This window comes from Stieleria mannarensis, assembly GCF_014154935.1.
In the GTDB taxonomy this organism is placed as follows: Bacteria; Planctomycetota; Planctomycetia; order Pirellulales; family Pirellulaceae; genus Stieleria; species Stieleria mannarensis.
On record NZ_JACEHH010000005.1, the window covers coordinates 1 to 15,796 of the forward strand.

Sequence of the window (15,796 nt, forward strand, 5' to 3'; positions counted from 1 at the left end):
TCTCTTCCCAAAGAGGCCTGCCCCCTTTGGTTTGGTCTTTGATTTGGTCTGCCCCCTTTGGTTTGGTCTAGACGTTCATAGACGATTTATAATTGCGGTCCCCAGTTGAATAAGGGAGTTTAATCTTGCCTGATCTGAAAATCCTTGATCGGTCAATGTACTCAAATCGCTCACGAATTTCGCGATTTTTTCAACGATATGAACAAGGTCATTGACAAGGCTCTCAATGGCCGCCAATTCCATTGCCAGGTCGAACGCGGTAGTAACTCCGAAATCGACATCGAATTCAACCAGCGAGTCGGCCGTATCTTCGTATATCTTTTGCAATGTCACTCCGATTGCCGAATACCCCTGTGCAATCATAAGGCGTGATGCCTGATAGAGCCCCTCACCTCCCGGTAACCCGTTAGCGATCATGCGGAGTGCCAGCTGTTGAACTGTGTACGCTGGATTAATCACTGTCTCTCTGATGGCAAGACTTGTCGCCACGGCAACCAAGCTCGCTTGCGAGAACGATTTTTGCACGTCGATCAGATTTGCATTGATCGTCAGGCTGACATTGATCTCAACCAGACTAAATCTCCCGGAGGGGTCAATCACATTTACCGGGTTCCCTGAAGCATAGTTGTATCGATGGAGCGATGAAGGGAAGCTTGGAACTCCAAGGAAAAAATCTCTTGAAGTGAACCTTGCTCCTACTGGCTGATAGAACCGTGACCGTAGATAATCGAATTCTAAGCGGCTGTCTCGAACCTCTCCTGCGAACAGATGATCGTTCTCCGTAGAGCCAATCCGACTCATTATGCGGCCGTACGCATCGTAGATGTACCGATCTGCAACGATCCCTAACGGATCGCTGAGCGTTCTTGTGCTGCCCAATCCATCGACGTGGTAGAACGACTTGCCCGCGTCGCTGTGTCGGTACTGCGAGAGTAAATCCCGGCCGTGGACATAGGAGACTTTGAGAATGCCCCCTGCGGTGTATTCTTCTAGCACCTGGGCATACGGTCGATTCTTATCGAAGAGGAATTTCGTTTCCTCTCCGGCTTCGGTTCGTGTGACTCGGATGCCGGTGTGGTCGTACTGGTAGATCACATCGTCGGCTCCGTCTCCGTCGGTGTCGGCGGCGATGAGGCGGTTTTCGGGGTCCCATTTGTAGAAGACGGATTCGGTTGCGGTGTGCTTGGCGATCGTGTTGCCGTTGGCGTCGTAGTCGTAACGGGTCTCGTCGCCGGCTAAGAGTTCGGTGAGCAGTTGGTCGTTGTCGTCGTAGGTGTAGGACGTCACGCCTTCGTCGGAATCGTCTCGCTCGAGCCGGTTGCCGACGATGTCGTAGATGTAGTCGAAGGTGCGTGAAGGAGTGGCTTCACCGGGATCGTAGATCGTTTCGTTGATCAGACGGTCGAGTTCATCGTAGTCGTACTCCACGCGACGTCCGTCGTGCTCGTCGACGGCAATGCGATTGCCGATCTCGTCCAGTTCGTACGCGAAACTCGTCAGCACCTCGTCGGTGACTTCGTGGCGGCTCTCGATCAACGTCAAGCGATTCAACGAATCGTACTCGCGGATTTCGAAGGTATTGTTGGGCAATTCGGTTCGCACTAACCGACCGCTGGAATCGAAAAAGTATTCGGTCGCATCGCCTTCGGGATCGGTGACTACCTTCTGGCGATTCTGGGCATCGAAGGTGTACGTCGTCTCGCGGGGATCGTTTCCGATGACCGTCGTCGTCACCGACGTGCGATTGCCTGCAAGGTCGTAGGTGTAGGCGATCATCGATCCGTCGGGATCGGTGCGGGATAACAGACGATCCTGGGCATCGTATTCATAGTCGGTCAGCCCCCGGCCGTCGGTCACGGTGTCGATCTGGCCGGTCGCGGTGTAGGTGTAGCTGACGTCGGGGAAATCTCCGGGCAGGTCTTTCAGCGTCAAGCGATTGCGGGCGTCGTACTGGCGGACAATGGTGTCACCGTTGAAGTCCGTGGTGCTGATCAAATTTCCGGCCGTGTCGTAGCTGCTGGTTGAACGCTCGCCCAGCGGAAGGATCGTCGCGGTGCGGCGGCCTTGACCGTCGTAATCGTACAGCGTTTCGCGACCGCGGGCATCACGCTGGACGACCAGGTTGCCCAGTTCGTCGTACTCGTATTCGGTCCACGGGTGCACCCGCTGTCCGACAACCGGATCGAACACCTCGGGCTGAATCACGGCGATCAATCGCCCCAAGTCGTCGTACTCGTACCGTGTTTCTTTACCGGCCTGATCGGTCCGCACCGCCAGACGACCGGCTTCGTCAAAGCTAATCTCGGTGCGACTGCCGTCATCGGCGATCGTTGCCAGCGGGCGACCGGCTGAATCGTATTGAAACTCCGTGATGTGACCCAGCGGATCGATTTGCCGGATGCTTCGCCCGGCAAGGTCGTATTCGGTTTTGATTCGCGGGTTGTCGCTGAGATCAGCGGGAGTTTCGTCCGCCAAGACGACTTCGGTTTGTTGTCCGGCCGCGTCCAAGACAAATTGTGTGGCATTGCCGCGGGCATCGATTTGCGCGATCGTCCTGCCGGCCCGGTCGTACACCGTTGTCCGGCGAGGATTGTCGCTGAGATCACCGGGAGTCTCATCCGGCAGGATGACTTCGGTTTGGCGGCCGGTTTTGTCGTAGCGGTATTCGGTGCGCCGTCCCAGTTCGTCGATTTCCGCGAGCGTCTGGCCGGCGGCATCGTACTCCGTTGCCGTGCTGGGATTGTCGGTCAAGTCGTCGGGCGTGGCGTCCGGATAGATGGTGGCGACCATCTGACCGCGATCGTCGTAAACAAAACGTGTCACGCGGCCGAGTGGATCGGTTTCGGCGACGCGATTTCCCACGGCGTCGTATTCGGTCGCAGTTGCACGAACCAAGACGCCGTCTTCAAAGAACCGCTCTGCGATCGCGCGGCCTTCACCGTCGTAATCGTATTCCGTTAGCAGGGTGCGGACACCGGATGGCGTCGTTTGAGTGCGCGTTTCGGTGAGCTGGTTCCCGGCTGCATCGTACGTGAATGACGTGACATGACCCAACGCATCGGTTTGAGTCAACACGTTGCCGCGTCCGTCGTAGCTAAAGCTTTGGGTCAGATCGCCTGGCAGGGAAAGCGTGGTTGGATTCCCGGCGGCGTCGTAGGTGAACGTGGTTGCCTGGCCAACCGGATCAACGATCGACAACAAATTGCCACGATCGTCGTAAGCATTGACCGTCGTGTTGCCCAGCGGATCGGTGGTCGTCAAGACATTTCCGAAGGCATCGAAGCTGGAGTACGTCGTTCGTCCCAGCGGATCGGTTTCGGCGACCAGATTACCCTCGGCGTCGTACCCCATCAGCGTCGTCAACTCGGTGCCATCGGCCAGCACCTTGGTCATCGACGTTTCCAGAGTCGGATCATTCGGATCGTCGTAGACGTAGCGTGTGACACCACCTTCGGCATCGATCTCGGTGACCACATTGCCGCGATTGTCGTACTGGTAGGTTGTGGCAAAGCCGAGTTGGTTTTCAATCGTCTCGACGAAGTTGTCCGGATCATGGATCAGTGAGACCGCTTCACCATTCGCGTCGATCATTTTGATCAAACGCCCATCGGCATCATATTGGCTGCGAATGCCGGTGCGTCCCAGCGGATCGATGACTTCGGTCAAATAGTGTGGCCGGCTCGGTTCGTCATAGACCATCCGCGTCACGATGCCTTCGCGATCGGTGACGCTGACCAAGTCGCCGTTTGCATCGTAGGCGTACTGGACGCGGTCGCCGTTGGGATCGATGACCGCGGTGACACGGCCCTGGGCGTCTCGCTCAAACGCCACGCTGACGCCGGTTGAACTGAAGACACCGGCATCGGTGAAAGTCAATTCGTTGTCGTTACGGTCCTGGACAGAGATCAAATCACCGGTTTCGCCGTCGATGTTGTATGTCAGACCTTCCTTAGTCACCAACGTAAATTGACCGTCGAACACGGGTGAAGCCGGGTTGTAGGGAAGCCCGCTTTGATAGTCGAAGACTTCGCCTAACTCGTTGACTCGAAGCAAATAGTCATCGATCTCCAGTCGGCTTTCGATCCCCTCGTCGGGCACAAATTCCGCGTTGATGAGCCCTAAGGTGCGCCCCGCCAAGCTGGTGTCCGGTGTGACTTTGAACGTGAACCCGACGCGACTGCCGCCAGGAACGGTGATGAAGACGCGTGCTCCGTCAAAGTACGGCGCGTAAATCAAACTGTCTTCGGCTCCCGTTTTCGGAACAGTCGTCCGCAGGTCGGCATCCTTGATTTCCATCCGCCAACCATAACCGAGTTCGCTTTCATGGGCGGCTGTCAACGAATCGTAAGTTCTCGACACGGTGATCGGAATCCCCGAGACGGGGACCGCCAGATCGGTGAACGACAAGGCAAAGTTGCCGATCTTTAGCTCGCTGCTGACATCGACCAGGATCTCGTCGGAGGAACTCAGGCCACCTGCATCGGTCGCGGTCAAACGCAACACGTAGGTGTCATTGATCAGCAGCGAAGGATCGAAGCGACCCAAAAGTCCATCAGTGACCGCCGTATCCCCGGTTGCAATCGTGGTGAACGGCCCTCCGGCAAAGGGCGCGACGGCCAGTTCATACGAGACCAGGCTCGGATCGGCAACCGTCCCGATGACGTCGACAAAGCCGGTGATGATTTCGCCGTTTTGGGGTGACGCAATCGAGACGATCGGCGCGTCGGAATCGCTCGGATCGCCAATCGAAAGCACCAAGGTTTCTTCACCGACATTGCCGCTGGGATCGCGGACCGTGGCGGTCACGTTCACCGCGCCGGCGGTGGCCGCCAAAATTTGCGCGGTACCGTTTGAATCCAGCGGAACGATTTGGCCGCCCACCGTTAATCTCAGCGAAGTCACATCGACATCATCGACGGCGGCAACTGTGATCGAGACGACATCGCCGATCGAGACCGGGTCTGGATTCACAGAGATGGAAATCTGCGGTGCTTGCAGATCCGCACCGACGGACAGGTTCACCGGTTGAGTCGCCGTCGCACCGCGGGGATCCGAAACTGAGACCACAAATGAATGGACGCCCGTGTCGTCGTCCGTCGGCATCCAGCGAATTTGCCCGCTTGCCGGGTCGATGGCCATTCCGTCGGGTTGCCCCGTCAAATGGAACGTCAGCGGCTCGGGATCGTCGTCCGTTGCGAGGACGTCATAGCGGTAGGTTCCACCGGCGGCGACGGCTTCAACGGGCGTGGAAGTGATCAATGGTGGATTGTTCGTCTCTCGGACTTCGATCCCAAACGACTGGGTCGCCGTGTCGCCGGCATCGTCTGTCGCTTGGACAACGACAGAAACGGGACCGAGTGCCTTGGGGATCCACTGCAACACGCCGGTGTTGGGATCGATCGACATTCCCGCCGGAGACATGATCAATTCGTAAGCAACCCCGCCGCCGTCGGGATCAATCGCCAATGCGTCGTAACGATAGGTCTGGTCCAGTGTCGCCAGAAAACTAGGGGTTGATTCGAACGCGGGGAACCGATTGCGCGGGTCGGGTTCGACGACGATGTCGAACGTTTGGAACGTGGTTTCGATGCCGTCCGAAACGGCAACGGTGATTCGATTGGTGCCGACGTTGTTGTCACCGGGGGTCCAGGTGAACCGGCCGGTGTTTGGGTCGATGTTGCCGAGTGTTGTGTCCAGGGCATAGACAAGCGAGTCTCCGTCGAGATCGTCGGCGTCGACCTGATACGTCAGCGGGACATTGGCGGCTGCCAAAGTCGGCGGCGTCGACAGGATCAGCGGTGGCGAATTGGCCGCGCGGACATCGACCGTGAAGGTGACGACGTCGAAGCCGAGAAACTGATTGTCCAGCACCAGGATGCGCACCGTGTGTCGGCCGATTTGATCGGCTTGAGGCGTCCAACGCAGCGTGCCTCGCTGTTGATCCAGGGACATGCCGACCGGCCCGGCATCAAGCTTCCAAACGATCGTGTCTCCGTTGGCATCAAAGCCGACGAAATCGTGCGCATAGACTCGACCTGCAACGGCCGAGCTGGGCGGATCGTTCAGAGCTTGAGGGATCGTATTGAACTCGATCGGCATGGGTTCGGCCGAGAAGTCAACTTGGCTTGTCCCCCCACGGCCATCGGAAACAGCGACCGTGACCGTAGACGTCTCCGTCTGATCAACGTTCGGTTTCCAGTGGAGTAACCCCGACGATGAGACTGTCATTCCGTCTGGACCGTTGAGCAACTGAAACGTCAGCGGATCACCGTTTGGATCCACAGCACTCAACTGCAGGGAATAATCGAACGAGATCCGCGGGTTGATCACTGCCGGCACGCCCGTCAACTGGGGCGGCGCGTTGGCAGCGTCTTCGACGACGTCGAACACCAAGTCGCGGCTTGCGCTGTTTCCTTGAACGTCGATCACGGTGACGGCAAAGACGTTCGTGCCGACGTCGCCAATCGACGGCGTCCAAGTGATCAATCCGGTCTGGTCGTCGATCATGGCCGTCGTCCCCGAGGCATCCAGCGAATAGGTCAGCGAGTCGTCTTCGCCATCTTGGGCGAGCACTTGGTACTCGTGCGGCAAATCGACGACCGGCTGAGCGTCGGGCGTCGCCAGGATCAGGGGCGCCGAATTGGGACGGTCGAGTGTGATTTGGAACCGCTGCAAGTCGACTCCGCCGTAGTCATCCGAAGCCCGGATCACGACATCGATCGGACGCGATTGGTATTCCTTCGGTGTCCAGACGAAGACGCCCGTCTGTGGGTCGATCGCGGCGTCCTCGGGAGCAACGGACAGGTCCCAATGGATCGGATGGCCGTCGGCGTCATTGGCCATCGCGAAGTACTTCAGCGGCTGGCCGACGGGAGCGGAAATCGGCGGGTCGGATTGAATTCGCGGGGAACGATTGAAGGGGGCGCCGAGCACGGCGATGTTGAAGCTGGTTTCCGACACGCCACCCCGACCGTCTCGTGCTTGGATCGTCACCGGTTGCAGTCCGACCTGATTGTCTTCGGCGACCCAGGAGATGAGTCCGCTGTCTTGGTCGATCGAAAGGTTGTCGGGACCCTCGATGACAAAGTAAGAGAGCCGATCGTCTTCGCCGTCGGTTGCCGTGAGTTGCAGTGAGTAGTCTTGGCCCACCGTCGCGGACGTTGCTCCCGGTGGGTCGATGACCGGAGCCGTGTTGGCTCGACCGCTGCTGACCGAGACGACAAACGATTGCACGTCCGTGGCACCGAGCGGATCACGGACTTCGATTCGGAACGGGTATTCGCCGGCGAGGGTCGGTCGCCAAGTCACCGCGCCGGTCATCGAGTCCAATTCCGCGTCCTCGGGTGCTTCCAAGAACCGGTACGACAGCGTGTCACCATCCGGATCGATCGCGCTGGCGTCGTATTGGTAGAGTGTGTTGATCGTGACCGGGATGGAGCCGACGATGGTGTTGGTTTCTTCTTGCACGAACAGTAAATCAAAGGCGCTGCCGTCGATTCCGCCGGTGAGTTGGATGTCAAAACTTGCCGATTGCCCCGGGCCGATACCGGTCAGCGTGCCGGTCACGTTCCCAAAACCCGCATCGGGATTGGATGCGACGACAGTCAGCGGGGACCCTTGTTTGTCTTGAATTTGCTGGATGAAGCGATCGATGAACGCTTGACGCGCGACGCCGCCGTCGTCGCTACGCAGCAGGTCCAAATCCCAGGCGGTACCGCCGAGCGACCAGGAAAGGTCGGTGTAATCGGGCTGACCGACGCCGGAGACGAACTGGCCGCCGGAGGCGACCTCGTAGCTGCCGGCTGTGTCGTTGACGATGGCTTGGCCCAGGGCATCGACCGCCAGGGCGGTTCGGCTACTTCCGTCCTGAAACTCGGCATCGACAATGACATCGAAGACGACGCCCCGGTTCTGCAGTTCGTCGCGAATCTCGGCAAAGGATGGCGAGCCAGGTGCTTGGTTTCGATCCGTTGCAGCGACCAGGACGTAGTAGGTGGTCGCACCGGGGCGGGGAATATAGTTGAGCGTTGAATCCAGCGGGACGTAGGCGTCCGCAAAATTGCCGTTCGTTCCTGTCCCGGTTCCATCGGCATTCAAGCTGGGCAATGACCAACCGAATTGCTGGGCGTTTCCGAATCGTCCCAGATCACCGTACCCGTCATTTAAAATGATCGAGAGGCTTTCGTAAGTTCGGCTTCCTGTGATCAGGTCGTAAGCACTGTCACCATTGAAATCACCTAAGGAAATTGCGTTTACGGTTTCGGCGGTGGACCTGGAACCGTGTGTCTCCATCAACATCGGATCTCTCAGTGTACCGTCTCCGTTGCTAAAGAAGACGGCGACATCCGACCCAGGCGGTGAACCGCTGTATGCGTCGGTCGTCTCTGCGGAAACGACGATGTCGCCAAAGCCATCGTTATTCAAATCGGCGGAGCGGAGATCGGTTGACCACTCCAACGCGGTCGTGTCGAACTGGAAAGCCAGAACAAAGCTACCAAAGCCGTCGTTTCGCCAGAGGGATCCGCGAACGGCATTTCGAGAGGAGTCGATGGCAATGAGATCAACATCTCCGTCACCATCGATATCCGAGCCGGTGAGGCGGGAAATTTGAGTGCCGGACGAGAAAAAGGTTGCCGACGGCTCCAAGGTTCCGTCGTCCGAACTCAGCAGGACGCTGAACCCAGATGTCGAATTCGTGGGCGATGCAATGTCAAGAAAACCGTCTCCATCAAGATCTGCAACGACTTGTCTTGCGAAATCATTTCCGGTCGCCGCGGCGATCGGAACAGCAGACGCGGAAAAAAGCCCCGTGGTGCTTCCGTAGAATGCTGATGAGCCCGATGAAGCGCCGACAACCAAATCGGAAAAACCATCCGCATTCAAATCGTCGATCGAAAGACTGCGAATCGCAAAGGAAGCAGTAGTACTCTGTGGGGAATGAGCCTGCAGCGTTCCGCCGCCGACGTTTTCAAACACGACGACGTCGGTTCGGTTTTGATCGATGACAACATCGATGTCGCCATCGTCGTCCACGTCCCCAACTGCTACCGCGTTGGCCGCTTCGATTGGATAGTCGGATCTTGATGCAATGCCTCCCTGGCCATCACCGAAGGAAATACTCAACAACGGTGTGGAATTCAGTAACGTGTTCGTTCCGACTCCGCTATTTGCAGCGTTGATGGTGATCCAGTCTTGGTTTCCATCACCGTCTACGTCAGCCGTTTCGCCAGCCAAGATTGAAGGCGCAGCGTATTGTTGGACTGGCCCATCAAATCGGCCACCTCCGATCCCGTGAAGAACCTTGAACTCAGCGTCGTAGGTGTCTGACTGCAGTACGTCGAAGTGATTGTCACCGTCAAAGTCGCCTACGATCAGGTTGTTGCGAACCGGTTGATTGTATGTCGGACCGGCGTGAGTCTGATACTCGACGCGATCGGAGAAACCACCCGAACCATCTCCGAACAGGACCGAAATTCCGCGACCCTGGGGGACGATCAGATCCAGGTTTCCGTCTTCGTCGATGTCTCGAAAGTTCTGATCATCCAAAGATTGCCGTCCGCTAGATCCACCAACTGCAACGCTTGAAACCTGGGAAAAACCGCCGAGTCGATCGTTGAGCGCTATTCCGACACGAGTCCCCGTGTTGTCCGACCAGACCATATCCGGGTAACTGTCGTTGTTGAGATCAATCAAATGAACATCACCAAGGGCTTCATCGACAGTGACAACGGGATCTGAGAAGTTTCCGTTCCCGTCTCCAAATGCGGATCGGACGGCGAAAGCGGATCCAAATCCGGAACCAAATCGCATGTACGCGATCAGGTCCAGGTCACCGTCACCGTTGATGTCCACGAGATTTGGAGAAGCCAGTGAAGTGAAATTCGGGAAGCTGATCTGCTGTGGATCGAGAAGGTTGCCGGACCCGTCATTAAGAAACACGTTTAAGAATTGCGGAGAGCCAGCGTCCGAGCGCACGACGTCGAGCGCCCCGTCAGAATTGACATCTCCGGCAGCAAGTCCATCACTGTATTGATTATACGATGTGCCGAAAGACTTTGCCTGCTGAAAGGTTCCATCACCGTTACCGATAAAGATTTGGACCGATGAGCCGCTACCCTGGGTGACGAAGTCAAGAATCGAATCCCCGTTCATATCGGCAATGATTTTCGCGCCGAATTTGAAATAACCGCTCGCGGATGTATAGCGAACCTCGGGTGCAAAGGTACCGTCACCGTTGTTTAAGAAGACGTAGTGTTCCGTTTGGCTGCCGATGACGTCTAAGTCACCGTCGCCGTCCAGATCCGCCGAATTGACGGCAACAGAAAAGCTAACGTCGTACGCTTGGTTTGGTATCGCTCTCACTGTTGCAGCCTGACGAACTTGCACTGGCATCGAACCACTGACGTAGTGGCCGAAGCCCGACAGGGCAAAGCGGTTCGGTCCGATGCCGGCATCGCTTAATTGCTGGTCGAGTGATTCCACCGTCGAGCGGATCCAGCCTTGGCGGCTGGAATCGATCGTGTCGACGCCGGGCTCGAATTCCATGTTCCGCGTTTCGTCGACGATAAAGACGATATCGGCAAACGCTTCGACCTGTTCCTCGGGCAGTGTCACGGTGACGGTCGAGCCGAGGACTTCGCCGGGGTTGAGTTCGGTTGTGATCGCAGTCGGATCGACCGTTCCGCTGGTCGGGGTCGTGCTGCCTGGCAGATTCAACGTCGTCGGCGGTTCGGACGTAAACACCGGTGCGTTGTTGTCGGGATTTTGCAAGACGTTGATGCGGTAGGCCTGTTCCGCTTGGCCGCCATTTCCATCGCTGACGCGGATGACAACCGGCGGCATCCCTCGTTGCTCGCCGTCGGGATTCCAGTCGATCGTGCCGGTCACCGAGTCGATCGAAAGGTTTTCAGGACCTTCGAGAATCTCGAACGTCAGTGTATCGCCGTCGGCATCATCGGCTGTGACTGGGTACTGATACGTTTCGCCGACGGCCGCGGCGACAATGGGATGAGACGTGATTTGCGGCGGTCGGTTGGGAGGCGGCTGGATGACGGACAAGAGAAACGACTGTTCGTCGACGCCACCCCGCCCGTCGTCGACACGCACCGTCACCGAGTGATTGCCAAGGTCGCTGGGCTGAGCGTTCCATTGGATTTCTCCGGTCAATGCATCGATCTGCATCCCCAGCGGGGCAACGATCAATTGGTAATTGAGTTCGTCTTTGTCGGGATCGACGGCTTGGACATCATAGCGATAGAGCTTTTCGACAATTGCTTCGGTGTCGGGATCGCTGGTGATGTCAGGGGACCCGTTGATGGCAGCGGACAGCACAAACGTGTACGAAAACTGACGTTCGTTCGGGTTTAAGAAAGCGATGAGTTGAGGCTCGGTCGTTTCACCGGGCGACAATTGCGAGTCCGTTTCGGTCAGGATGATCCAGTACGGAGTGCCATCGGCGGTCACGCCGTCAAACCCGCGAGGACGCACCGTCGGGTCGGTCAGGTTTTCGATGGTTGCGATGACAGGACCATCAAGCGGGAAGTTGCCGGCATTGGTGAATTGAACTTCGGTCAACAATTCCGAAGTCGCCGGCTGCCAACTTGTCGTGCGATAGACCGGTTCGAGCGACCCGGTGACGTCCACCAGCGAATTGAGATTCTCCGGCAACCGCCGTAATGGTTCCGACGCGGTGACAACGCCCGCCGGAGTCCCCAAATCCCCTTCGATTGTCTCGACCGACCAGATCTGGACCGCGGTCGTGGTGTCTGAATCGTTATTGACCAAGCGTGCGATCAATCGCGCCTCGGTCCCGGCGGGAAGATGGCTGAGGTCGATCCGAATGACACCGGTGTCTGCCAGTGTGTTGGCGCCCAGTCGTTGGGCTTCACCTTCGGTCCAGTTGAATGCGGCATCGCCGGAATGCGAGACGGTGTGGACGAGCGAATTTCCGGCGGCATCGAGCAATGCGATTTCGAAAGCATCGTTGATAAAATCACTGTCGCTATCAAAAACTAGATTGCGGTATTGGATTTCAACATAAGACGCTTCTTCCCCGACCAGAATCGGGACGTCCAGTTGGGAATGAAACTCGCTGCCTTCGACTAATTCTGCCAGGGCGACTTGACGCACGATTGACAGAGTGGAAATCGCTGAATTTCCAGCCGGGTCGACAGAGCGAAACTCCAGCGCGTTGTCGCCGATCGCCAGTTGGACGTCATCAAACGAAAACTGCCCCCCGGAATCGACTGCGGTTTGCCGCCCATCGCCGAGAAACGTAACGGTGCTGCCAGGCTCTGTCACGCCGTTGATGCGAACCTGGGCCAGTGAGGTGATGTTGTCACCGACCACGCCCGTGTCGAAGCCGGGATCGAGCGTCAGGCTTGTCGTCGGCGATTGCGTGTCCAGCGTGAACGTGCGGGAGACGGTGGCTGAAGGATTGGTCGCAAAGTCTTCAGCGACGAACTCGATCCGGTGCTCGCCGTCAGCCGTTCCGTCCAGCGGAAGTGACGTGCTGAACTGAAACGCGCCACTGGCGTCAACGCCCACCGTTTCCCATGGGGAGGAATCGATTCGGTATCTCAATCGCTCGACGCCCGTTCCCACATCAGCCACACTGCCTCGGACCGTGACATTGTCTGCGGTGACGATTTCATCCGATGGCGAGATCAACTCGATGGTCGGAGCGACGGTATCGACGATGTAGTTGACTGAGACGAGCGGCGAAAGATTGCCGGCGACGTCAGTTGCGCGGAGTGAATAATTGCGAAGTCCATCGCTGGCCCCACCCGGTTGTAGAGCGCTGTTAAACATGAAGTGACCGTCGGCGTTGTGGCCGATCGAAATGGCAGCACCACCGTCGAGCTGGGCTTCCAGCGTGACGACTCCGGACAACGCGTCGGTGGTGACGCCGGAAATGGTCACGCTGCTATTGGTGACGGCGTTGTCGTCGGGAGTCGAGATGCTGAGCACCGGGCCGGCGCGGTCTAACGTCACGGTGAGGGAGGCTGCGTTGCGATTGCCCAGCGCATCCTCGGCTTCCAGAATCAGTGTGAACTCGCCATCACCCAGCGGTTGGCCGTTGATCTGACCAAGGATTTCCGGGGTGAACGACAATGTGCCGTCGGACTGCAGCAGATGCGTTGCGTCAAAGAAATCTGCCGATCCGGCGTTTTGAATTTTGGCACGCACGGTCGCGATGTCGTTTTCATCGGTGACCACCGCGATGGTTGCGGGGTCGGACGTGACGGTGTCGCGATCACTTTGCCCGGTGTCGTTGGCGAGGTTCAACTGGATCGCGGGCGCATCGGTGTCCGCGGAAAACCGCACGACCTCCAAATTGATCTGCGTCGTGTTTCCGAGCAGATCCGAAGCCATCGCCGTGAACAGGTTGGTTCCCAGCGTGACCGGTTGGCCGAGGAACTGGTAACGTCCCTCCGAATCGCTGGTGGTGGATGCGACTTCGGTGCCAAGGTCTCCGTCTCGATAGAGTTTGATTTCCATGCCTGGCTCGGTGATCCCCTCCACCGTGACTTGGGAGAAGGTCGTCTCGCGATCGCCTGCGGGAGGCGAATCGGAGGCTGCGGCCAGGTCGAGTGTTAGCGGCGGCGGGGTCGTATCGAGAGAGATTTCGACGACCGAACGCGCCTGCTGTCCAAACGAGTCGCGGGCAATTGTTGTGATCGAATTGAAGCCTTCAAGCAGATCGATCGGCTGGCTGAAGTCTCCCGTTGCCGACGAGAGCAGTTGAAAGTCAGCCTCACCGTCGCTGTCCAAATCGATCTCGATGGGAGTGTTCGGCGATGTGACTCCAACGATCGCTTGCTGCCCAACACTCGTGCCCGCGATGCCCGACGGAAGTTCCGCTTCGGGTCCCGGCTGGAGCGAAGCAGAGACCTGCAGCGGCCCGATCGACGTGCTGGTACCATAATTGCGCAGCAGATGCCCTGTGTCGAATGACGTCAGGTAGCCGTCCAAGTTGACGTCGGCGGAAACCGAGTAGGTTCGACTTCGAAGCAGCATGATCATCGCCGCTCGGTCGTCGATCAGCACGCGACCGTCACCATTGAGGTCACCGGCCAGCAGGACATCGACCTCGAAAGCCCCTTGGCTGCCGGCTTCCGAATGGACTTGGAGCGTGTAGTCGCCGGGCGTTAACTCGGCAACGATCATGCCGGACGACGAATCGGGCAAATCATCGCGGGTCGCATTGAGCGGAACCGTTACTCCGGATTCGTCGAGCACGACGGGGGCGGCGGGGTTGAGCTGGGATCCCGCGTCTGGATCCACGCGGAAGGTCAACACCTGTGTCCCGCGCAATCCCATTGCGTCCGCCGGGCCGATTTGAAACGGGAACGAGCGGGGCTCGGCGCTCGAATCCAGATCACCTCGGAATTGTGCGATCAGATTGGCCGGATCCGCATCAAGCACGATCCGCGGCTCAAGCTGCTGCATCAGCGGACGACGTGTCTTTCGCTTGCCGGTTCGACGTCGAGCCGGAGTTCTCCGCGGGGGGACTTTTGACCGAGATCCAGGCCGAACGTTCATTTTCGCCGCTCCGTATCATCACCGTGCATCGGAGGGCCCGCGCAGACGGGGGGCCTCCATCAACCTCTGCTTCTAAAAGCTACGGCGAGAAACACGCGGCCCCTGCATCAGCGTTGTCGGCAATTCCGCGATAAAGATCTCTGGCCCCAGAAGCTCTGGCCCCAGAAGCTCACGGTCGGCGGGGTGGCTTGATTTGGTATCGGTTGGCGATGTCGTCGATAGAAAAACGATGATCGACGGGACGACTGATGCTGTTCCAATTGAATGTCAATTGTTGTCGCTGGTCGCCGCTGACGACGCTTGCCGTCGCCGGTAGCCAATGGCCCTCGATCTTGGCCGGTTCCAGCTTGATCTCGAACGGTGTCGAGTTTCCTCGCTTGGAATGGAGCTCGACGGGCGACCAATCTTTCTGCGGGTCAAACGCCAAGTACAGATGGTCAACGGTTCCGAAAGCGAAGACGCCCTTGTCCAACTGCTTGGATTTCCACTGAGGCCAGTGGGCATAGTTTTTGACAATCTCCGCCAGCGGCGTGCCTCTTCCGTATTCGCCCCCGAGGCCCAGGCCAAGAGCGAGCGGATCAAAAAATTCCGGTTTCGTGCCTCGGGTCCCACCCGACAATAGCCTGCCAGGACCATAGTGTTGGTCGTCCGATTGACGGGCATCGGTCATCCAAACCTGCCATCGTTCGTTTTCGCGATTGCCCGTTGCAATCTCTTCGGTCCGGTACAGCCGCGCGACAAGCATTCGCCCACGTTTGATATCAGCCACGATGTCGATGGTGAATGCGACCAATCGTTCGGTCGGGATGTAGGTTTCGCCGTTGGAGAGTCGTACGGGTTCGGCAGCGTCATCGACGTTTGCAGTGATCGACAGGTCGTAGGCGGTGATCGCACGGCGGGACCCTGCAAATCGGTTGACCGCGTCTTGCAGGGTGATGGTGTCGTCGGCGGTTGCGGAGTGTGTGTTCCCGAGGAAAAAGGCGGAGGCGAGGAGGAGGTCGCGTCGTTGCATAATTGATCATCCGGAGGGTGGCTGGAGGACAGGCTGGAAGCACAGTCTTGTAGTCGGTCGTAGCTTGGTCTTCGCGTAGCGGAACTCGCCAAGAGTTTCGTGCTCACGTGGCGGCGGCGTTGCACCCGGGGGTCCGAAAGCCTTGGTGGCTTCCGCTACGGTACGAACCCGAGACCTGGGGCCAAGGAATCGTATTTCGGGTCAGCTTCGTTTTCGGTTGGGCTAGGCAGCCGCCGTCCT

At 58.0% G+C, this 15,796-nt stretch carries 2 protein-coding genes; both read right to left on the bottom strand.

From position 1 onward, the window contains the following. Positions 1-75 precede the first annotated feature (75 nt). A complete protein-coding gene (locus H1B37_RS04740; protein ID WP_182865476.1) occupies positions 76-14,451 on the bottom strand; it encodes a putative Ig domain-containing protein in 14,376 nt (4,791 codons plus the stop codon). 262 nt (positions 14,452-14,713) lie between these two features. Beyond that, the gene (locus H1B37_RS04745) at positions 14,714-15,556 is read right to left on the bottom strand and encodes a hypothetical protein (RefSeq protein WP_182865477.1); all 843 of its coding nucleotides are present in this window, start codon (positions 15,554-15,556) and stop codon (positions 14,714-14,716) included. Positions 15,557-15,796: the final 240 nt, after the last annotated feature.